This is a genomic window from Burkholderia sp. AU28863 (assembly GCF_002223195.1).
In the GTDB taxonomy this organism is placed as follows: Bacteria; Pseudomonadota; Gammaproteobacteria; order Burkholderiales; family Burkholderiaceae; genus Burkholderia; species Burkholderia sola.
On record NZ_NKFE01000004.1, the window covers coordinates 606497 to 627564 of the forward strand.

Below are 21068 nucleotides of genomic sequence, written 5' to 3' on the forward strand. Positions count from 1 at the left end.
ATGAGCACGCATTTCCGCTGGACCCAGATGCTGCCGCTCGCCGCGGTCGCCGCGCTCGCGGGCGTCACGTGGTGGCTGCTGCAGGCCACGCTGCCGCCGCCCGGCGAGGGCGTCGCGCAGCCGAAGCGCCACACGCCCGACTATTTCGCGGACAACTTCTCGGTCACCGAGCTCGACCAGACCGGCACGACCCAGTACCGGCTGACGGCCGCGAAGCTGGTTCATTACGAAGACACCGAAGGCAGCGACCTGACCGATCCGGCCATGCGCGCGTTCCAGCCCGGCAAGCCGGTCGTGACGACCACCGCGAAGCGCGGCACCGTCAACGGCGACGTGTCGATCGTCGATTTGTACGACGATGCGCGCATCCTGCGTGCGGCCGGCGGCGGCGATCCGCAGATGCAGGCCGATTCCCAGCATTTCCGGATCTTCGTCAATGACGATGTGATCCAGACCGAAAAGCCGGTTAAACTTCAGCGCGGCCTGTCGCTCGTCAACGCGACCGACGGCATGAAGTACAACAACGTCACCCGGGTCATCGAGCTTTACGGCAACGTGCGCGGCACGATTGCCGCGGCGGACACGTCCGGCGGCTCGAAAGGTCAACCCAAGTGACGCATCCCTCACGTGACTGCATGAACGAACCGTTCCCTCGACTGATTTCCGGCGGCGCTGCGCGCGCCGTCCGCGCCGCGCTCGCCGCGACGCTCGTGGCGCTCCCGCTCGTCGGGCTGGCGCCGCTCGCCCATGCCGAGAAGGCCGACCAGAACAAGCCGATCAACGTCGAGGCCGACAACCTGACCTACGACGATCTGAAGCAGGTCACCGTCGCGACCGGCAACGTCGTGATCACGAAAGGCACGATCATCATCAAGGGCGATCGCGTCGAAGTGCGCCAGGACCCGGAAGGCTATCAGTACGCGACGTCGTTCGGCAGCGGCAAGAAGCACGCGACGTTCCGCCAGAAGCGCGAAGGCCTCGACGAGTACATCGACGGCGACGCCGAGCGCATCGACTACGACGGCAAGCAGGACCTGACCACGCTGACCACCGCCGCGACCGTGCGCCGACTGCAGGGCACGTCGACGGTCGCCGACACCGTGCACGGCAGCGTGATCACGTACGACGGCCAGCGCGACTTCTACACCGCGAAGGGCGGCAAGGACGTCGCGGCGCCGGGCAACCCGAACGGCCGCGTGCGCGCGATGCTGTCGCCGAAGAACGGCGGCCCCGCGCCGCTGAACGGCGCGCCGGCCAAGCTGTCGCCGTCGACCACGATCCAGGGAGCACCGGGCCAATGAACGCGCTTCCGAACCGCCAGCCGGCCGGCACCACGAGTTCGCTCGTCGTCCGCAATCTGAAGAAGCGCTACGGCTCGCGCACGGTCGTCAAGGACGTGTCGCTCGACGTGAAGAGCGGCGAAGTCGTCGGCCTGCTCGGCCCGAACGGCGCCGGCAAGACCACGTCGTTCTACATGATCGTCGGCCTCGTGCCGACGGACGCGGGCGAAATCTCGCTGAACGGCAGCTCGATCGGCCTGCTGCCGATCCACAAGCGCGCGTCGCTCGGCCTGTCGTACCTGCCGCAGGAAGCGTCCGTGTTCCGCAAGCTGACCGTCGAGGAAAACATCCGCGCGGTGCTCGAGCTGCAGTACGGCGAGGACGGCAAGCGACTGTCGAAGGACGCGATCTCGTCGCGCACCGAAGCGCTGCTCGACGAGCTGCAGATCGGCCACCTGCGCGAGAATCCCGCGCTGTCGCTGTCGGGCGGCGAACGGCGCCGCGTCGAAATCGCGCGCGCGCTTGCGACCAACCCGAGCTTCATCCTGCTCGACGAACCGTTCGCCGGCGTCGATCCGATCGCGGTGCTCGAGATCCAGAAGATCGTCAAGTTCCTGAAGCAGCGCAACATCGGCGTGCTGATCACGGACCACAACGTCCGCGAAACGCTCGGCATCTGCGACCACGCGTACATCATCAGCGACGGGTCGGTGCTGGCCGCCGGCGCGCCGAGCGAAATCATCGAAAACGAAAGCGTGCGCCGCGTGTACCTCGGCGAACACTTCCGCATGTAACGTCCTCCTCGTGGCTGGCTGCACCCCGCCCGGCATCGCCGCGCGGGGCTGCGCCCCGCTTTGCATCCACGCCCGCGGCCCTGCCCGCGGCCGGGCGGCGCGCCGCGCGTAATCGCGGATGGCTCAATGCGCCTGGGTCGTGGCAAACTGCCGGTATGACTCCCTCCTTGCCATGAAAGCCAGCCTTCAACTCCGCCTGTCGCAACATCTTGCGCTGACGCCTCAGCTGCAGCAGTCGATCCGGCTCCTGCAGTTGTCGACGCTCGAATTGCAGCAGGAAGTCGCGATGGCCGTCGCGCAGAACCCGCTGCTCGAGAACGACGACGAATGGATCGCGAGCCCGCTGCGCGTCGCGGCCGACGGATCGCTGATCGCGCAGACGCCGCCCGCACCGAACACCGAGCCGGCCGCGACGAACGGCAGCAGCACGTCCAGCGATCGCGCGGAGCGCGACGAGCCGGCCGGCGCCGACGAATACGACGGTTACGGGTCCGGCGACGGCAACGACGGCCCGCAGTGGAATCTCGACGAATACGGCCGCTCGAGCGGCGCGTCCGACGACGACGACCTGCCGCCGCTGCAGGTGCAGGAAGCCGCGACGTCGCTGCGCGACCACCTGTCCGCGCAATTGCGCGTCACGCAGGCCGGCCCGCGCGATCGCGCGCTCGTGATGTTCCTGATCGAGTCGCTCGACGACGACGGCTACCTGACCGCCACGCTCGACGAAGTGCTCGCCGACCTGCCGCCCGAACTGGAAATCGACTGCGACGAACTGAACGCGGCGCTCGCGCTGCTGCACAGCTTCGACCCGGCCGGCGTCGGCGCGCGCTCGGCCTCCGAATGCCTGAAGCTGCAGCTGCTGCGCCTCGATCCGTCCCCCACGCGCACGCTCGCGCTCGAGATCGTGTCGCAGCATCTCGAACTGCTCGCGGCACGCGACTTCACACGGTTGCGCAAGCACCTGAAGGCGACCGACGACGCGCTGCGCGATGCGCACGCGCTGATCCGCTCGCTGGAGCCGTTCCCCGGCGCCGCATACGGCAAGGCCGAGGCCGACTACGTCGTGCCCGACATCATCGTGAAGAAGGCCGGCCAGGGATGGCTCGCGGAGCTCAATCCGGAGGTCGTGCCACGCCTGCGGATCAACAACCTGTACGCGAACATCCTGCGCAACAGCCGCGGCGATCCGTCGGCCGGATCGCTGAAGCAGCAGCTCCAGGAAGCGCGCTGGTTGATCAAGAACATCCAGCAGCGTTTCGACACGATCCTGCGTGTCGCGCAGGCTATTGTCGAGCGTCAGAAGAATTTCTTTGCGCACGGTGAAATTGCCATGCGCCCCTTGGTTTTGCGGGAAATAGCTGATACGCTGGGCCTACACGAGTCGACTGTCAGCCGTGTGACAACCGGGAAGTACATGCTGACCCCGTTCGGGACGCTTGAATTTAAGTACTTCTTCGGATCTCACGTCTCGACCGACACCGGTGGCGCCGCCTCGTCGACCGCCATCCGAGCCCTCATCAAGCAACTGATAGGAGCTGAAGACCCAAAATCGCCACTTTCGGACAGCCGCATTGCCGAGCTGCTGGCAGAACAGGGTTTCGTGGTCGCGCGCCGCACGGTTGCGAAATATCGCGAAGCCCTCAAGATCCCGGCAGTGAATCTGCGCAAGTCTCTTTAAGCCTGCTGCCTGCCCGGCGGCAGGCGTGTCCCGACCACCGCGCACACGGGGAACAGGCCGGGCGACCTGTCCGCGATACGCCGCCTTCGCGCGGCACGGGCAAGTCGACCGGAGCGCCGCCTCGATGCGGCCGGGTGGTCACTCGCTTGGAGAAGCACTATGAACCTGAAGATCAGTGGACATCATCTCGAAGTCACGCCTGCAATTCGCGAATACGTGATCACCAAGCTGGACCGGGTGCTACGGCATAGCGATCAGGTGATCGATGGCACTGTGATCCTCTCGGTCGACAACCACAAGGAAAAGGACAAGCAGCAGCGCGCGGAAATCAACCTGCACCTGAAGGGCAAGGACATCTTCGTCGAAAGCGCGAACGGCAACCTGTATGCCGCGATCGATCTGTTGATCGACAAGCTGGATCGTCAGGTCGTCAAGCACATGGAGCGCCTGCAAACGCATGCGCACGATCCGATCAAGCTTCAACCGTCGATCGACCAGATCGAACTGCCGCCGCAATAACCGTCACCGCAACACGCACGCCGCCCGGTTCGCCGGGCGTTTTTTTTGCCACGCCAAGCGCGAGTGCGACCGGTCCGCCCGTGCTGCGCCACGCACGCGGCTGTGCTCTATAATGTTCCGGTTATCGCCGGGGGGTGTTGGATGCGGTAGCGGTGTTGCAGGTTGCCATGCCACATGCCTTGATATCGCCGAACATGGAAAATCAGTCCGCCGCCGCAAGGAGACCCCAGGCCGCCCAATCGCCTGCCAACATGAATCGCCTAGCCAAAATCCTGCCCATAGAGAACGTCGTCATCGACCTCTCGGTCACCAGCAAGAAACGCGTCTTCGAACAAGCCGGGCTGATGTTCGAGAATCAGAACGGCATCGGCCGCAGCACCGTCACGGACAACCTGTTCGCGCGCGAGCGCCTCGGTTCGACCGGGCTCGGCGAAGGTGTCGCGATTCCGCACGGTCGCATCAAGGGCCTCAAGCACCCGCTCGCCGCGTTCGTCCGCCTCGCCGATCCGATCCCGTTCGAAGCGCCCGACGGCCAGCCCGTCGGCCTCCTGATCTTCCTTCTCGTCCCCGAGCAAGCCACCCAGCAGCACCTCGAGATCCTGTCGGAAATCGCGCAACTGCTGTCCGATCGCGACGCGCGCGAGCGTCTGCACAACGAAACGGATATCGCCGAGTTGCATCGCCTGCTCACTCAGTGGCAACCTTGAGTTGTTCCGGGCGGAATATTTCCCCGTACGAGGCGGCACGTGCCGCCGTCCAGGGCCGCCCGGCGCCGGCCCGGCATGGCGACGTCCGTCGCCGCGCGCCCGCACCGGCCCATTGGAGTGACGAGAGTCATGGATACGTCCAGCATCAACGCCCAGAGCATCTTCGACGACAACGCGGCTACGCTTAAACTGAGCTGGCTGACGGGGCATGAAGGCTGGGAACGCGGCTTTTCGGCCGACACAGTCGGCAACGCAACGTCGAGCGCCGACCTCGTCGGCCACCTGAACCTGATCCACCCGAACCGGATCCAGGTGCTCGGCGAAGCCGAGATCGACTACTACCAGCGCCAGACCGACGAAGACCGCTCGCGTCACATGGCCGAGCTGATCGCACTCGAACCGCCGTTCCTCGTCGTCGCCGGCGGCGCCGCGGCGCCGCCCGAACTGGTGCTGCGCTGCACGCGCTCGTCCACCCCGCTGTTCACGACGCCGATGTCGGCCGCCGCGGTGATCGACAGCCTGCGGCTCTACATGTCGCGCATCCTCGCGCCGCGTGCGACGTTGCACGGCGTGTTCCTCGACATCCTCGGCATGGGCGTGCTGCTGACCGGTGATTCCGGCCTCGGCAAGAGCGAACTCGGCCTCGAGCTGATCAGCCGCGGCCACGGCCTCGTCGCCGACGACGCGGTCGATTTCGTCCGTCTTGGCCCCGATTTCGTCGAAGGGCGCTGCCCGCCGCTGCTGCAGAACCTGCTCGAAGTGCGCGGCCTCGGCCTGCTCGACATCAAGACGATCTTCGGCGAAACCGCGGTGCGGCGGAAAATGAAGCTGAAGCTGATCGTCCAGCTCGTGCGCCGCCCCGACGGCGAATTCCAGCGCCTGCCGCTCGAAAGCCAGACCGTCGACGTGCTCGGCTTGCCGATCAGCAAGGTCACGATCCAGGTCGCGGCCGGCCGCAACCTCGCGGTGCTCGTCGAGGCGGCCGTCCGGAACACGATCCTGCAGTTGCGCGGAATCGACACGTTGCGCGATTTCATGGATCGGCAACGACTCGCGATGCAGGATCCCGACAGTCAGTTCCCCGGCAAACTGGTGTAACCCGCGCGCGCCGGCCGCGCAACGCCGACGCGTCGAGCCGGTGCTATGATGAAACGTCAGGATTCTCTGTTCCCATGCGCATCGTCCTCATCACCGGCATCTCCGGCTCAGGCAAGTCCGTCGCGCTGAACGCGCTCGAAGACGCAGGCTATTACTGCGTCGACAACCTGCCGCCGCACGTGCTCCCCGAACTCGCCCGCTACCTCGCGCAGGACGGCCAGCGCCGGCTCGCGGTCGCGATCGACGCGCGCTCGAGCGCGTCGCTCGATGAAATGCCCGGCCTGATCCGCGAGCTGTCCCGCGAGCACGACGTGCGCGTGCTGTTCCTCAACGCGAGCACCCAGGCGCTGATCCAGCGCTTCTCCGAAACGCGCCGCCGCCATCCGCTGTCCGGCTCGCGGTCGCACGATGCGGACGTCGGCCTGCTGTCGTCGCTCGAGGAAGCGATCGAGCGCGAGCGCGAGCTCGTCGCGCCGCTCGCCGAATTCGGCCACCAGATCGATACCAGCACGCTGCGCGCGAACGCGCTGCGCACCTGGGTCAAGCGCTTCATCGAGCAGAAGAACAACGACCTGATGGTGATGTTCGAATCGTTCGGCTTCAAGCGCGGCGTGCCGCTCGACGCCGACCTGATGTTCGACGTGCGCGCGCTGCCGAATCCGTACTACGACCATGAGCTGCGCCCGCTCACCGGGCTCGACCAGCCGGTCATCGCCTTTCTCGACGCACTGCCGATCGTCCACCAGATGATCGACGACATCCATGCGTTCCTGATGAAATGGCTGCCGCACTTCCGCGACGACAACCGCAGCTACCTGACCGTCGCCATCGGCTGCACGGGCGGCCAGCATCGCTCGGTGTTCATCGCGGAAACGCTCGCCGCGCGCCTCTCGCGCGACGCGAACGTGATCGTGCGGCATCGTGACGCGCCAGTGGATGTCGACGCGTCGTCGCGGCTCGTCTCCGAGGTCGACCGACCCTAGCGACACCGCCCCCACGCCCGCGCGCCATGTCCTCCCTATCGACCACCCTGATCGACCTGCCGCTGTTTCCGCTGCACACGGTGCTGTTTCCCGGAGGACTGCTCCCGCTCAAGGTGTTCGAGGCGCGCTATCTCGACATGTCGCGCGCCTGCCTGCGCGACGATGCACCGTTCGGCGTGTGCCTGCTCAAGAGCGGGCCCGAAGTCGCGCAGGATGGCGCGGTGTCGGTGCCCGAAACCATCGGCTGCATGGCGCGCATCACCGAGTGCGATACCGGCGAATTCGGGATGCTGTATCTGCAGGCGGTCGGCACGCAGCGTTTCGAGCTGCTGTCGTATCGCGTCGAAGGCAACGGGCTGCTGGTCGGCATCGCGGAGCCGCTGCCCGACGACATCCCGCTCGAAGGCGAACAGGCGCTCGCGCAGTTCGGCTCGTGCGCCGAGGTGCTCGAGCGCATCATCGACGCGCTGAAGAAATCCGATCCGCAGAAAATGCCGTTCGGCGAACCGTTCCGCCTCGACGATCCGAGTTGGGTATCGAATCGCCTCGCGGAACTGCTGCCGCTCGACCTGCGCGCGCGGCAGAAGCTGATGGAGTTTCCAGACGTCGGCGCGCGCATCGACGCCGTGCACCACGTGCTCGACCGGCACGGCTGGCTGTAGCTACCGCGCCCGCCCAAACGCCGTTCCGGCGCGCGACGCTCCGCGCCTTCCCGAATGCGGCCCGCGTCGCGCCCTTCCCCGTTCGTTACAGCAGCGGCCCGCTCAGCGCATCGAGCAGCTTGCGCACGGGCGCCGGCACGCCGTACGCGTCGAGCCGGCTCAGCGGCACCCATGCGGTGTCCGCGTCCCGCGCCTGCGACGGCAGGCCGCCGCCGTCCGCCAGATCGCTCAGCCGCGGCTCGATCTCGAGCCGGAAATGCGTGAACGTATGCGTGAGCGGCGCGAGCGGCACCGTGCCGCCGCCGCCGAAGCCACGCGCGAGATCCGCGAGCGCGGCATCGCCGTCTGCTTGCGGCAGGCTCCAGAGGCCGCCCCAGATGCCGGTCGGCGGCCGTCGCTCGAGCAGCACCGCGTCGCCGTCGCGCAGCACGAGCATCCAGGTCTTGCGGGTCGGCACGGCCTTCTTCGGCCGGGCGGCCGGCAGTTCGCGCTGGCGGCCGGTCGATTGCGCGACGCAGTCGCCCGCGAACGGGCAGCGTGCGCAGTCGGGCTTGCCGCGCACGCACAGCGTCGCGCCCAGATCCATCAGTCCCTGTGTATACGCGCTCACGTCGGCCGCGTTCGCGGCATCGGGCAGCAGCGATTCGGCGAGCGCCCACATGTCGTTCTCGACGCGCTTCTCGCCCGGAAAGCCCTCGACGCCGAATACCCGTGCGAGCACGCGCTTCACGTTGCCGTCGAGGATCGTCGCGCGCGCGCCGTATGCAAACGACGCGATCGCGGCGGCCGTCGAGCGGCCGATGCCGGGCAGTTCGGCCAGCGCGTCGGGCGTCGCCGGAAACGCGCCGCCGTGCTCGGCGACGACGACCTGCGCGCAGCGGTGCAGGTTGCGCGCGCGCGAGTAGTAACCGAGCCCCGCCCACAGCGCCATCACGTCGTCGGTCGGCGCGGCCGCGAGCGCGGCGACGTCGGGGTAGCGGTCGAGAAAACGTGTGTAATACGGAATGACGGTCGACACCTGCGTCTGCTGCAGCATGATTTCCGACAGCCAGATCCGGTACGGATCGCGGGTGTTCTGCCAGGGCAGGTCGTGGCGGCCATGCTCGCGCTGCCACGCGACGAGACGCGTGGCGAACGTGCGGTGCAGCGGCGTGACGGGGAACGGAGCGGGGGCGATGCGGGGCGGCTTCAAGTTGTCTGATCGTGGAAAAGGGTTTCAACGCTGGCACGTCGGGCAGAAATAGGTCGACCGCTGGCCCTGCACGATCTGGCGGATCGATGTGCCGCATACGCGGCACGGCTGGCCGGCGCGATCGTAAACGAAGCAGTCGAGCTGGAAGTAGCCGCTTTCGCCGTTGCTGCCGACGAAATCGCGCAACGTGCTGCCGCCGCGCTCGATCGCGTCGGCGAGCGTCGCGCGCACCGCGTCGGCCAGCCGCTCGTAGCGCGGCAGCGAAACCTTGCCGGCGGCCGTCGTCGGCCGGATGCCGGCGCGAAACAGGCTCTCCGACGCATAGATGTTGCCGACGCCGACGACCATGTCGCCCGCGAGCAGCGCCTGCTTGACCGACACCGTCCGGCCGCGCGTGCGCGCATGCAGCAGCGCGCCGGTGAACGCCGGCGAGAACGGCTCGACGCCGAGGCTCGCGAGCAGCGGATGCGCGTGCACGTCACCGGCTTCGCGCGGGTGCCACAGCACGGCGCCGAAGCGGCGCGGATCGCGGAACCGCAGCACGAATTCGTCGAAGATCCAGTCGATGTGATCGTGCTTCGCGGCGACCGGCACGCCGGCCGCGGGCAGCACGCGCAGCGTGCCGGTCATCCCGAGATGGACGATGAACCAGCCCGCATCGACTTCGAACAGCAGGTACTTGCCGCGGCGCTCGACGGCGAGCACCTCGCGCGCGCGCAACTGCTCGGCGAGCCCCGCCGGCACGGGCCAGCGCAGCATCGCGGTACGGACGTCGACACGCTCGACGCGGCGGCCCGCGACAAAGGGCTCGATGCCCCGGCGCGTGACTTCGACTTCTGGCAACTCTGGCATGTTTTGCGGGTCTGAGGCTACGGTCTGCTTACATGGGGAACGCGCATGCGCCGCCGCGAAAACGGCCGTTTTCGCGGCGGCCCCGAATTAAACACGGGAATGCCCGAAATCGCCGGCCTGGCAGCACGCGAGGCGGGCGATTTCGGGCATTCGCATGGGGGTTCCGCAGGTAAACGGACCCTATCACGATCGTGCGTGTATTGTAGCGAGCGCGTTACAATCGGTTGAAACATCGAACGGATTTCCATGACCCTGCCCTCGAAGCTGCTTCAGGAGCGCCCCGCCGCCGTGCGCGGCGCGCGCGCCTTCCCGGTCCGTCGTGCACTCGGCGCCGCGCTGTTTGCCGCCTGGACCCTCACCGCCTTTCCGGCCCATGCGCAGGATCCGGCATCGGACGACGCGGCGCCGCAGGGTGCGTTCGAGCATGTGATGCCGGACGAGCAGAAGAATCTCCCCGGCGTGCCGCTGACGAGCCAGATCGTCTACCAGGTGCTCGCCGCCGAGGTCGCGCTCCAGCGCAACCAGCCGGCGCCGGCGTACCAGACCTATCTCGCGCTGGCCCGCGACACGCGCGATCCGCGCATGGCGCAGCGCGCGACCGAAATCGCGCTCGGCGCGCAGAGCCCGGCCGACGCGCTGTCCGCCGCGAACCTGTGGCGTCAGTACGCACCGGATTCGAACCGCGCGTCGCAGGTCGACGCCGCGCTGCTGGTGCTCGCCGGCAAGCCGGCCGACGCGCAGCCGATGCTCGCGCGCGAGCTGGCCCGCGCGACCGGCGACACGCGCGGCCCGGCGATCCTCGCGCTGCAGGCGCTGCTCGTGCGCGGCCCCGATCGTGTCGGCGGCCTTGCGGTGCTGAAGGACATGCTGAAGAACGACATGAATCGCCCCGAGGCGCAGCTCGCGATCGCGCGGCAGCAACTCGCGGTCGACGACAAGGACGGCGCGGCGCAATCGCTGAAGCAGGCGCTGCAGATCCGCCCCGACTACCTGCCGGCGGCGCTGATGCTGTCGCAGATGGGCCCGGCGGAACGCGCGGCGGGCATTGCGTCGTTCGAGAAGTATGTTCAGCAGAATCCGAAGTCGCGCGACGCGCGGCTTGCGCTGTCGCAGCTCTATCTCGCCGACGATCGCCTCGACGACGCGCAGAAGCAGTTCGAGACGATGCGCAAGCTCGACGCGAAGGATCCGACGCCGCTGATGGCGCTCGCGCTGATCAAGATCCAGCAGAAGAAACTCGACGAGGCGACCGGCTACCTGAAGCAGTACGTGCAGCTCGGCGACAAGCAGCCGAACCTTGACGTCGGCCAGGGCTACATCTACCTCGCGCAGATCGCGATCGACCAGAACAACGACGCGCAGGCGTCGCAATGGCTCGACAAGGTCGACCAGACGAGCCAGCACTACCTGCCCGCGCAGATCACGCGGGCGCAGCTGCTGCAGAAACAGGGCAGGACCGACGAGGCGCGCAAGGTGCTCGACAACCTGCCGATCTCCGATCCGCGCGACGCGGCCGTGGTCGCGCGCACCGATGCGTCGATCCTGTTCACCGCGAAGCGCTATCCGGAAGCGGAAGCGCGGCTCGGGCAAGCCGTCCAGGACTTCCCGGACGATCCCGACCTCCGCTACGACTACGCGATGGCGGCCGAAAAGACCGGCCACTACGCGACGATGGAAAAGCAGTTGCGCGAGCTGATCCGTACGCAGCCCGACAACCCGCAGGCCTACAACGCGCTCGGCTATTCGCTCGCCGACCGCAACCAGCGCCTGCCCGAGGCCAGCAAGCTGATCGACAAGGCGATGGCGCTCGCGCCGAACGACGCGTACATCATGGACAGCCTCGGCTGGGTGAAGTACCGGATGGGCGACACGGCCGGCGCGACGAAGGTACTGCAGCGTGCATACGAACTGCAGCCGAACGCGGAAATCGGCGCACATCTCGGCGAAGTGCTGTGGAAGAGCGGCGCGCAGGACGACGCCCGCAACGCGTTGCGGGCCGCGCAGAAGCTCGAGCCCGACAACGAAACGCTCGTGCAGACGCTCAAGCGCCTGCAGATCAACGGCCTTTGATGCGGATGTCCCCGATGTTTTCCCTGTCCTCCCGCGCGCGGCGCACGCTGGCCGCGGCCGGCGCGGCGCTCGCGCTCGCCGGCTGCGCGAGCACGCCGCCGGCGGCCAACGCGCCGACGGGCGCCGCGCTGCAGACGGCGGCGACGCATGCGTACCATGGCCGCTTCGCGGTGCGGTACGACGATCGTCTCGGCAACCCGCAGAACGTGTACGGCAACTTCGACTGGCAGGAGCACGGGGACGACGTGTCGCTCGAACTGCGCAGCCCGCTCGGCCAGACGCTCGCGGTCGTGAAATCGTCGCCGCGCGCGGCGTCGCTCGAATTGCCGAACCGCCCGATCCAATATGCGCCGGACGTCGGCGACCTGATGCAGAAAACGCTCGGCTTCGAACTGCCGCTCGCGGGCCTGCGCTACTGGCTGCTGCCGATCGCCGCGCCCGCGACGCCCGCGGAAACCGTGCGCGACCCGGCCGACGGCACGCGCATCAAGCAGCTGCGCCAGGACGGCTGGACGATCGACTACCTTGCCTACGCGGATGCCCCGGCCACGGGCGTCAAACGCGTCAACCTCGTGCGCGCGACGCCGCCGCTCGACATCAAGCTCGTGCTCGATCAGTGAGCACGCGCGCCTAGCCCCGATACCCGCATGACCGATTCGACCCGCTCGCTGCGCAACTGCCTGGCGCCCGCGAAACTCAACCTGTTCCTGCACATCACCGGCCGTCGTTCGAACGGCTATCACGATCTGCAGAGCGTATTCCAGCTGCTGAACTGGGGCGACACGCTGCATTTCACGCGGCGCGACGACGGCCGCGTCGCACGCGTCACCGACGTGCCCGGCGTGCCCGAGGAAAGCGATCTCGTCGTGCGCGCGGCGAACCTGCTGAAAGCGCATACGGGCACCGCGCACGGCGTCGACATCGAAATCGACAAGATCCTGCCGATGGGCGCCGGCCTCGGCGGCGGCAGCTCCGACGCGGCGACGACGCTGCTTGCGCTGAACCGCCTGTGGCAACTCGATGTGCCGCGCGCCGAACTCCAGTCGCTCGCGGTCAAACTCGGCGCCGACGTCCCGTTTTTTATTTTTGGAAAAAATGCGTTCGCAGAGGGTATCGGAGAAGAATTAGCTGAGGTACAATTGCCGACTCGCTGGTTCTTGGTTGTGACGCCACGCGTTCATGTCCCGACCGCTGAAATATTTTCAGATGAGTTGTTGACAAGAGATACGAAGCCCGTCACAATTGCTGACTTTCTTGCACAGCAAACCAGCGATGCGGAATGGCCAGATAGCTTCGGCCGGAACGATATGCAGGAAGTTGTAACAAGGAAGTACGCGGAAGTTGCGCAGGCGGTCAAATGGTTGTATGATGTGACCCCCGCGAGGATGACCGGCTCCGGAGCAAGCGTGTTTGCAGCGTTTCACAGCAGGCACGAGGCAGAAGCGGCGAAAGCCAAGCTGCCCGCCAGTTGGAACGGCGCAGTTGCCGAGAGTCTGAACGAGCATCCGCTCTTCGCTTTCGCGTCATGAAGTTTTACTTTGCCGAACGGCCTACACAAGTTCGGTGAAGTTATCAGTTAAGTGTAGGGGAGTCGCCAAGTTGGTCAAGGCACCGGATTTTGATTCCGGCATGCGAGGGTTCGAGTCCTTCCTCCCCTGCCAAAAATTTTCCCGCATTTCCCGCCCAAGCCTGAAGCAGGTGCACGATGAGCAGCCACAGCCATGATGGCCTGATGGTCTTTACTGGCAACGCGAATCCCGCGCTCGCCCAGGAAGTCGTCAGTATCCTTGGTATTCCCCTCGGCAAAGCGATGGTCAGCCGTTTCTCCGACGGCGAGATCCAGGTCGAGATCCAGGAAAACGTGCGCGGCAAGGACGTCTTCGTCCTGCAATCCACGTGCGCACCGGCGAACGACAATCTGATGGAACTGATGATCATGGTCGATGCGCTCAAGCGCGCATCCGCCGGCCGGATCACCGCTGCCATCCCCTACTTCGGCTACGCCCGTCAGGATCGCCGCCCGCGTTCGGCGCGCGTCGCGATCTCGGCGAAGATCGTCGCGAACATGCTGGAAATCGCCGGCGTCGAGCGGATCATCACGATGGATCTGCACGCCGACCAGATTCAGGGTTTCTTCGACATCCCGGTCGACAACATCTACGCGACGCCGATCCTGCTGGGCGACCTGCGCAAGCAGAACTACGCGGATCTGCTCGTCGTGTCGCCGGACGTCGGCGGCGTGGTGCGTGCCCGGGCACTCGCGAAGCAGCTGAACTGCGATCTCGCGATCATCGACAAGCGTCGTCCGAAGGCGAACGTCGCCGAAGTGATGAACATCATCGGTGAAGTCGAAGGCCGCACCTGCGTGATCATGGACGACATGGTCGATACGGCGGGCACGCTTTGCAAGGCTGCACAAGTGCTGAAGGATCGCGGCGCGAAGCAGGTTTTCGCCTACGCGACACACCCCGTGCTGTCGGGCGGCGCCGCCGAGCGTATCGCTGCATCGGAACTCGACGAACTGGTCGTCACCGATACGATTCCGCTGTCGGCCGAATCGCTGGCGTGCTCGAAGATCCGCTCGCTGACGAGCGCGAGCCTGCTGGCCGAGACGTTCTCGCGGATTCGCCGCGGCGATTCGGTGATGTCGCTGTTCGCGGAATCCTGATCGCGAATCGACGGAACAAAGCATGCGCGGAAAGCGAAGCGGCAACGCTTCGCTTTTTGCACAATCGGACGGGATAGACGAAACCCCGGCCGTTTCATCGGGGGCCGCTTGATGGCCCCGTTTTACTGCCTGGTCGCGGGCAGCAAATGGAGAATCACATGAAAGTCGTCGCTTTCGAGCGCCAACAGCAAGGTACGGGTGCGAGCCGCCGCCTGCGCAACGCCGGTAAGACCACGGGTATCGTCTACGGTGGCGAAGCCGCCCCGCAAAAGATCGAACTGGATCACAACGCGCTGTGGCATGCACTGAAGAAGGAAGCCTTCCACTCGTCGATCCTCGACCTGGAAGTCGCTGGCCAGTCGCAACAGGTTCTGCTGCGCGACGTGCAATACCACCCGTTCAAGCAACTCGTGCTGCACGTGGACTTCCAGCGCGTCGACGCGAAGAAGAAGCTGCACACGAAGGTGCCGCTGCACTTCCTGAACGCTGAAGTCAGCCCGGCCGTGAAGCTGTCGAGCGCAATCGTCTCGCACGTCGCAACGGAAATCGAAGTCGAGTGCCTGCCGTCGGCCCTGCCGGAATTCCTCGAAGTCGATCTGTCGAAGATCGAAGCCGGTCAGTCGCTGCACGCGAAGGACATCGCGCTGCCGAAGGGCGTCGCGCTGGTCGCGCACGTCGACGCGGAAAACCCGGTTGTCGCATCGGCGACGGTCCCGGCGGGTGCCGTGTCGGACGCAGCAGAAGGCGAAACGCCGGCTGCCTAAGCGGCTGCCTGCACGCCCCATCGATCCGTTTCGCGAAACGGTCGACGCAACCCGCCGCGGCTTGCCCGGCGGGTTTTTCTTTTTCTGCGCCCAGGCGGCCGCCGCCGCCTTCGAAACGTCATGATCAAACTGATCGTCGGCCTCGGCAATCCCGGGGCGGAATACACCGCGACGCGCCACAACGCCGGTTTCTGGCTGATCGACCAGCTCGCCCGCGAAGCCGGCACGACGCTGCGCGACGAACGCCGCTTCCACGGCTTCTACGCGAAAGCGCGCCTGCACGGCGAGGAAGTTCATCTGCTCGAGCCGCAGACCTACATGAACCGCTCCGGCCAGTCGGTCGTCGCGCTCGCGCAATTCTTCAAGATCCCGCCCGACCAGATCCTCGTCGCGCACGACGAGCTCGACCTGCCGCCCGGCACCGTGAAGCTGAAGCTCGGCGGCGGCAGCGGCGGCCACAACGGCCTCAAGGACATCTCCGCGCACCTGTCGTCGCAGCAATACTGGCGGCTGCGGATCGGCATCGGCCATCCGCGCGACCTGATTCCGGAAAGCGCGCGCGCCGGCGCGAAGCCCGACGTCGCGAACTTCGTGCTGAAACCGCCGCGCCGCGAGGAACAGGACGTGATCGACGCATCGATCGAACGCGCGCTCGCCGTGATGCCGATGGTCGTCAAGGGCGAACTCGACCGCGCGACGATGCAGCTGCATCGCAACTGACCGCACCGCGCACCGGCCCGGTGCATCGGCGGTCCGGCGCAACCTGGCGGCCTCGCCCGCCCCACCGAGACGCACACATGCGGTAATCTGGACGTTTTGCCCGACAGGAGCCAAGCGGTGAGCCGTTACTGGAGCGACGTCGTTCAGCAATTGGTGCCTTACGTGCCGGGCGAACAGCCCGCGCTCGCGCACCCCGTCAAGCTGAACACCAACGAGAATCCCTATCCGCCGTCGCCGCGCGTCGTCGCGGCGATCGCACGCGAACTCGGCGACACCGGCGACACGCTGCGCCGCTATCCCGACCCGGTCGCACGCGCGCTGCGCGAGACGGTCGCGGCCCATCACCGCATCCAGCCGGAACAGGTGTTCGTCGGCAACGGCTCCGACGAGGTGCTCGCGCACGCGTTCCAGGCGCTGCTCAAGCACGACCGGCCGCTGCGCTTTCCCGACATCACGTACAGCTTCTACCCGACCTACGCGCGCCTGTACGGCGTCGAGACCACGGTCGTGCCGCTCGCGGACGATTTCTCGATCCGCGTCGACGACTATCTCGACGACGCCGGCGGCGTGCTGTTTCCGAACCCGAATGCGCCGACCGGGCGCGCGCTGCCGCTCGCGGACGTCGAGCGGATCGCGGCCGCGAATCCGTCGTCGGTCGTCGTGATCGACGAAGCGTACGTCGACTTCGGCGCGCAGTCGGCCATTACGCTGATCGACCGCCATCCGAACCTGCTCGTCGTGCATACGACGTCGAAGGCGCGCTCGCTCGCGGGCATGCGCGTCGGCTTCGCGTTCGGCGATGCGGCGCTGATCGACGCGCTGAACCGCGTGAAGGACAGCTTCAACTCGTATCCGCTCGACCGGCTCGCGCAAGTCGCCGCGCAGGCCGCGTATGAAGACACCGACCATTTCAACGCCACCTGCCGGCGCGTGATCGACAGCCGCGCGCGGCTCACGCATGCGCTCGGCGCACTCGGCTTCGAGATCGTGCCGTCGGCCGCGAATTTCGTGTTCGCGCGCCATCCCGGGCACGATGCGGGCGCGATCGCGGCGAAGCTGAAGGAACGGGAAATTTTCGTGCGGCACTTCCGGCTGCCGCGGATCGACCAGCATCTGCGCATCACCGTCGGCACCGACGCCGAATGCGATGCGCTCGTCGCGGCGTTGCGCGAGCTGCTGGGCTGACACGGAAGAACCGGCGCCGGGCGGCGCCGATCTGAAAGGAAGCGCGATGCGCGCGCCCGTCAATCGAAGCGCGCGCGTCAGCGCAGCATCACGATGCGTCGTCGCCCTTCACGGCGATCAACGCGTGGTACTTCTCCATCAATTGCGCGTGCGATTCGTCATGCTGCGGATCGCGCGGGATGCATTCGACCGGACACACCTGCTGGCACTGCGGTTCGTCGAAATGGCCGACGCACTCGGTGCACTTGTTCGGGTCGATCACGTAGATATCCGGGCCCATCGAAATCGCGCCGTTCGGGCACTCGGGCTCGCACACGTCGCAATTGATGCACTCGTCGGTAATCATCAAAGCCATACTGATCTCACTTCTTCAGGCCGGCGGCCGGCTTCGCGACGAAACCGGCCGGTGCCGCGTCACGCGGCAGGGCCTCCCATCGCAGTGACTTTCTCGGTCAGCCACTTCTCGACGGACGGAAACACGAATTTGCTGACATCGCCGCCCAATTGCGCGATTTCGCGCACGATCGTTCCCGAGATGAACTGATACTGGTCGGACGGCGTCATGAACATCGTCTCGACGTCGGGCAGCAGATAGCGGTTCATCCCCGCCATCTGGAACTCGTATTCGAAATCGGACACGGCGCGCAGCCCGCGCACGATCACGCGCGCATTGTTGACGCGGACGAAATCCTTCAGGAGGCCGGTGAAACTCATCACCTTCACGTTCGGATAATGGCCGAGCACCTCGTTCGCAATCGTCAGACGTTCTTCGAGCGAGAAAAACGGCTTCTTCGCGCGGCTGTCGGCAACGCCCACCACCAGCGTATCAAAAATGCTCGACGCACGCCGCACGAGGTCTTCGTGCCCGCGCGTCAGCGGATCGAACGTACCGGGATACACGGCGACTACCATGTCGCTCCTCCTGTCATCACGCAAACGGGATGGCAGCCGTGCGATGCACGCGCCGCTGCCGAGATGGGCATGCGTCGCCTTTGCGGCGCGCCGCCTCGTATGGAACGCGCATTATTCATCATTTTCGCGCCGCAGCAAATGATAGTGAACCGCACCGGCCTTGCCGTGCTTCACGACCTGCCAGCCCGCGAGCGCGTCGTGCGCGGCCGGATCGAGTTCCGCCCCCGTTTCGACGTACAGCGCGCCGTCCGCCGCGACGAGCGGCGCGGATAGCGCGATCGCACGCTCGAGCACGGCCAGGTCGTCGAACGGCGGATCGAGGAACACGACGTCGAACGCGCCCGGCGTGAGCCCGGCCGCAAGCCGCAGCGCATCGGCTTCGGCGATCTCGACCGAACGGGCGCCGAGCTTGTCCTTGATCGCACGCAGCTGCTGCGCGGCGCGCGGGTGGCGCTCGACCATCACGACGCTCGCCGCGCCGCGCGACGCGGCCTCGAAGCCGAGCGCACCGGTGCCCGCGAACAGGTCGAGGCAGCGCCAGCCGTCGAGATCCTGGCCGAGCCAGTTGAACAGCGTCTCGCGTACGCGATCGGGGGTCGGGCGCAGGCCGTCGAGATCGAGCACCGCGAGCGGCGTGCGTTTCCAGTCGCCGCCGATGATGCGGATCGTGTGCGGCTTGCCGCGACTGGAAGGGGCCGCCGGGCGGCCGGAAGAGGAACGGGACATACGGGATATCGACAACGGAGGGACCGGGCGCGCGCAGGGGGCGCCGCCAAACAGGCGCACGTTACCACAGCGGCGACGCGCACTGACGCGAGTGCCGCGCCGCACTGATAAAATGCACGGTTTCGGCCGCCGAGCGCCGCGCCCACGCGAACGCAGAACGGCCCGTCCGGCGCCCCGCCCTCGGCGGCGGCCCGCCCTCTTCCCGACGTCAGACCATGTTCAGTTTCTTCAAACGATTCAAGAAAACGCAGGAGCCCGATCCGGCGGAATCGCAATCGGCCGACGCGCAGCAAGCGGACGAAGCGTCCGACGCCGACGCGCCGGCGGCCGACGTGCCGCAGGCGACCGCGCAACCGGCCGCGCCGGCCGTCGTGATGACGGTCACGCCGACCAACGACGGTCGCGACGAAGTGGTCGAGACGGTCGAGATCGTCCCGCCGCCGCTGCAGGACGCGTCCGCAAAGCAGTCGTGGCTCGCGCGCCTGAAAACGGGGCTTGCGAAGACGGGCTCGAGCATCACCGGCGTATTCGTCAACACGAAGATCGACGAAGACCTGTACGAGGAGCTCGAAACCGCGCTGCTGATGTCCGACGCGGGCGTCGACGCGACCGAATACCTGCTCGGCGCGCTGCGCGAGAAGGTGCGCGCGGGCCGGCTGACCGATCCGCAGCAAGTGAAGAATGCGCTGCACGACCTGCTCGTCGAGCTGCTGACGCCGCTCGAGAAATCACTGATGCTCGGCCGCGCGCAGCCGCTCGTGATGATGATCGCCGGCGTGAATGGTGCGGGCAAGACGACCAGCATCGGCAAGCTCGCGAAGCATCTGCAGAGCTTCGACCAGTCGGTGCTGCTGGCCGCCGGCGACACGTTCCGCGCGGCCGCGCGCGAGCAGCTGGCGGTCTGGGGCGAGCGCAACAACGTGACGGTCGTGCAGCAGGAAAGCGGCGATCCGGCCGCGGTGATCTTCGACGCGGTCAGCGCCGCGCGCGCGCGCAAGATCGACGTGATGATGGCCGACACGGCCGGCCGCCTGCCGACGCAGCTGCACCTGATGGAAGAGCTGAAGAAGGTGAAGCGCGTGATCGCGAAGGCGCACGACGGTGCGCCGCACGAAGTGCTGCTCGTGATCGACGCGAACACCGGCCAGAACGCGCTCACGCAGGTGAAGGCATTCGACGACGCGCTGGGCCTGACCGGCCTGATCGTCACGAAGCTCGACGGCACCGCGAAGGGCGGGATTCTCGCGGCGATCGCGCGGCAACGGCCGGTGCCCGTCTACTTCATCGGCGTCGGCGAGAAGGTCGAGGACCTGCAGCCGTTCAGCGCGGTGGAATTCGCGGACGCGCTGCTCGGCTGAACGCCGCCGGCTCGCATCGCGCGGGGCGCCTTCGGGCGCCCTTTTTCATGCGCGCCCGATCATGCTCGCCACGGGGCCGCCGCGCTCATTCGGCGCTCATTCGGCGTCCGGCTGCACGCCCGGCTCGGCGGCCTTGAACGCATCGATCGTCGCCGCATGGTCGACGATCCGCTGGATCGTCGGGAAACGCGTCGTGTCGATCGAGAAGCGGTTCGCGTTGAACACCTGCGGCACGAGGCACACGTCGGCGAGCGTCGGCGTGTCGCCGAAGCACAGCTTGCCGGTGCGCGGATCGTTCGCGAGACGCGTCTCGAGCGTGTCGAAGCCCGCCTCGATCCAGTGCCGGTACCATGCGTTCTTGGCGTCCTCGGACACCTTCAGCGTGTGCTTCAGGTACTTGAGCACGCGCAGGTTGTTGAGCGGATGGATTTCGCACGCGATCTGCAGCGCGACCGATCGCACGTACGCGCGATCGACCGGCTGCTTCGGCAGCAACGCCGGCTCGGGATGGGTTTCGTCGAGATATTCGATGATCGCGAGCGACTGCTGCAGCGTCGCGTCGCCATCGACCAGCGTCGGCACGACCCCATCCGGATTCAGCGCGCGATACGCGTCCTTCAGTTGCTCGCCGCCGTCGCGCAGCATGTGCACGGGCGCATAGTCGAACGGCAGCCGCTTCAGGTTCAGGGCGATCCGCACGCGGTACGACGCGGAACTGCGGAAATAGCTGTAGAGCTTCATGGGATGTCTCTCTTTTGATCGTATTCGGCCGGCGGCGGCACGGGCGCGGCGCAGCCGGTGCGCGCGCCGCCGGGAACCAGAGTGTAGCGCGGCACGGTGCGCGGCCGCGCCCGTGCGATACTCGGGGCATTCCTCACCGCTCACCGCGCGGCCCGATGC

Annotated in this window: 23 protein-coding genes and 1 tRNA gene; 18 read left to right on the forward strand and 6 right to left on the reverse strand. The window is 66.8% G+C overall.

The annotated features are described in order from the left end of the window. From lptC to CFB81_RS14410, 9 genes are all read left to right on the forward strand, one after another. Positions 1-615 carry an LPS export ABC transporter periplasmic protein LptC gene (gene lptC, locus CFB81_RS14370; RefSeq protein ID WP_012329238.1) on the forward strand — a complete coding sequence of 205 codons (615 nt, stop codon included), beginning with the start codon at positions 1-3 and terminating at the stop codon, positions 613-615. 20 nt (positions 616-635) lie between these two features. Beyond that, a complete protein-coding gene (lptA, locus tag CFB81_RS14375) occupies positions 636-1301 on the forward strand; it encodes a lipopolysaccharide transport periplasmic protein LptA (RefSeq protein WP_050014883.1) in 666 nt (221 codons plus the stop codon). Beyond that, positions 1298-2074, forward strand: coding sequence for an LPS export ABC transporter ATP-binding protein (gene lptB / locus CFB81_RS14380; RefSeq protein ID WP_069620285.1), 777 nt, complete (start codon positions 1298-1300; stop codon positions 2072-2074). The genes lptA and lptB overlap by 4 nt, the downstream gene beginning before the upstream one ends. 172 nt (positions 2075-2246) lie before the next feature. Beyond that, the gene (locus tag CFB81_RS14385) at positions 2247-3752 is read left to right on the forward strand and encodes an RNA polymerase factor sigma-54 (protein WP_069620284.1); all 1506 of its coding nucleotides are present in this window, start codon (positions 2247-2249) and stop codon (positions 3750-3752) included. A gap of 159 nt (positions 3753-3911) precedes the next feature. Then, a complete protein-coding gene (gene hpf / locus CFB81_RS14390; protein ID WP_006477786.1) occupies positions 3912-4271 on the forward strand; it encodes a ribosome hibernation-promoting factor, HPF/YfiA family in 360 nt (119 codons plus the stop codon). Positions 4272-4465: 194 nt separating this feature from the next. After that, positions 4466-4978 carry a PTS sugar transporter subunit IIA gene (locus CFB81_RS14395; RefSeq protein ID WP_069620283.1) on the forward strand — a complete coding sequence of 171 codons (513 nt, stop codon included), beginning with the start codon at positions 4466-4468 and terminating at the stop codon, positions 4976-4978. Between the two features lie 129 nt (positions 4979-5107). After that, complete coding sequence (gene hprK, locus CFB81_RS14400; RefSeq protein ID WP_006483133.1) at positions 5108-6076, forward strand: HPr(Ser) kinase/phosphatase; 969 nt, start codon at positions 5108-5110, stop codon at positions 6074-6076. Between the two features lie 74 nt (positions 6077-6150). Further along, positions 6151-7059 (forward strand): RNase adapter RapZ, encoded by a 909-nt coding sequence (gene rapZ, locus CFB81_RS14405; protein WP_069620282.1) that lies wholly within the window; start codon positions 6151-6153, stop codon positions 7057-7059. 26 nt (positions 7060-7085) lie between these two features. Next, the gene (locus CFB81_RS14410; protein WP_059575655.1) at positions 7086-7721 is read left to right on the forward strand and encodes an LON peptidase substrate-binding domain-containing protein; all 636 of its coding nucleotides are present in this window, start codon (positions 7086-7088) and stop codon (positions 7719-7721) included. A gap of 85 nt (positions 7722-7806) precedes the next feature. Here the strand turns inward: CFB81_RS14410 and mutY are convergent, their stop codons facing one another. Together mutY and mutM are read right to left on the reverse strand one after the other, a co-directional pair. Continuing rightward, entirely contained in the window at positions 7807-8913 is a 1107-nt protein-coding gene (gene mutY, locus CFB81_RS14415) for an A/G-specific adenine glycosylase (protein ID WP_050014871.1), read from the reverse strand. Between the two features lie 24 nt (positions 8914-8937). Beyond that, the gene (gene mutM / locus CFB81_RS14420; protein WP_050014869.1) at positions 8938-9765 is read right to left on the reverse strand and encodes a bifunctional DNA-formamidopyrimidine glycosylase/DNA-(apurinic or apyrimidinic site) lyase; all 828 of its coding nucleotides are present in this window, start codon (positions 9763-9765) and stop codon (positions 8938-8940) included. A gap of 246 nt (positions 9766-10011) precedes the next feature. Between mutM and CFB81_RS14425 the strand changes: the two genes are divergently transcribed. The 8 genes from CFB81_RS14425 (at position 10012) to hisC (ending at position 17172) form a co-directional block, all read left to right on the forward strand. Next, positions 10012-11835, forward strand: coding sequence for a tetratricopeptide repeat protein (locus tag CFB81_RS14425; RefSeq protein ID WP_089435653.1), 1824 nt, complete (start codon positions 10012-10014; stop codon positions 11833-11835). Beyond that, positions 11835-12455, forward strand: a complete 621-nt coding sequence (gene lolB / locus CFB81_RS14430) for a lipoprotein insertase outer membrane protein LolB (RefSeq protein ID WP_069620279.1) — start codon at positions 11835-11837, stop codon at positions 12453-12455. Before CFB81_RS14425 ends, lolB begins: the two co-directional genes overlap by 1 nt. Before the next feature lie 27 nt (positions 12456-12482). Continuing rightward, positions 12483-13364: a 4-(cytidine 5'-diphospho)-2-C-methyl-D-erythritol kinase gene (gene ispE / locus CFB81_RS14435; RefSeq protein WP_089435654.1), complete on the forward strand. Its 882-nt coding sequence runs from the start codon at positions 12483-12485 to the stop codon at positions 13362-13364. 55 nt (positions 13365-13419) lie between these two features. Beyond that, positions 13420-13496 (forward strand) — tRNA-Gln (locus tag CFB81_RS14440). A gap of 44 nt (positions 13497-13540) precedes the next feature. Further along, positions 13541-14503, forward strand: coding sequence for a ribose-phosphate pyrophosphokinase (locus tag CFB81_RS14445; protein WP_069620277.1), 963 nt, complete (start codon positions 13541-13543; stop codon positions 14501-14503). A 158-nt stretch (positions 14504-14661) separates the two neighbouring features. Further along, a complete protein-coding gene (locus tag CFB81_RS14450) occupies positions 14662-15267 on the forward strand; it encodes a 50S ribosomal protein L25/general stress protein Ctc (RefSeq protein WP_069620276.1) in 606 nt (201 codons plus the stop codon). 120 nt (positions 15268-15387) lie between these two features. Beyond that, positions 15388-15987, forward strand: a complete 600-nt coding sequence (gene pth / locus CFB81_RS14455) for an aminoacyl-tRNA hydrolase (RefSeq protein ID WP_089435655.1) — start codon at positions 15388-15390, stop codon at positions 15985-15987. A gap of 117 nt (positions 15988-16104) precedes the next feature. After that, on the forward strand, positions 16105-17172 hold the full coding sequence (gene hisC / locus CFB81_RS14460; RefSeq protein WP_089435656.1) for a histidinol-phosphate transaminase: 1068 nt from the start codon (positions 16105-16107) through the stop codon (positions 17170-17172). An 88-nt stretch (positions 17173-17260) separates the two neighbouring features. Here hisC and CFB81_RS14465 read toward each other — a convergent pair whose 3' ends face one another. The 3 genes from CFB81_RS14465 to rsmD all read right to left on the reverse strand — a co-directional run bounded on the left by CFB81_RS14465 (position 17261) and on the right by rsmD (position 18810). Further along, entirely contained in the window at positions 17261-17527 is a 267-nt protein-coding gene (locus CFB81_RS14465; protein WP_006477774.1) for a YfhL family 4Fe-4S dicluster ferredoxin, read from the reverse strand. A 59-nt stretch (positions 17528-17586) separates the two neighbouring features. After that, the gene (coaD, locus tag CFB81_RS14470) at positions 17587-18084 is read right to left on the reverse strand and encodes a pantetheine-phosphate adenylyltransferase (RefSeq protein WP_006477773.1); all 498 of its coding nucleotides are present in this window, start codon (positions 18082-18084) and stop codon (positions 17587-17589) included. Between the two features lie 111 nt (positions 18085-18195). Further along, a complete protein-coding gene (gene rsmD / locus CFB81_RS14475) occupies positions 18196-18810 on the reverse strand; it encodes a 16S rRNA (guanine(966)-N(2))-methyltransferase RsmD (protein WP_069620274.1) in 615 nt (204 codons plus the stop codon). A 215-nt stretch (positions 18811-19025) separates the two neighbouring features. Here rsmD and ftsY point away from each other — a divergent pair, with 215 nt between their 5' ends. Then, complete coding sequence (gene ftsY, locus CFB81_RS14480; RefSeq protein ID WP_069620273.1) at positions 19026-20168, forward strand: signal recognition particle-docking protein FtsY; 1143 nt, start codon at positions 19026-19028, stop codon at positions 20166-20168. 96 nt (positions 20169-20264) lie between these two features. On the opposite strand, the gene maiA is transcribed toward ftsY, so the two are convergent. Further along, positions 20265-20909, reverse strand: coding sequence for a maleylacetoacetate isomerase (gene maiA, locus CFB81_RS14485; RefSeq protein ID WP_089435657.1), 645 nt, complete (start codon positions 20907-20909; stop codon positions 20265-20267). Positions 20910-21068 lie beyond the last annotated feature (159 nt).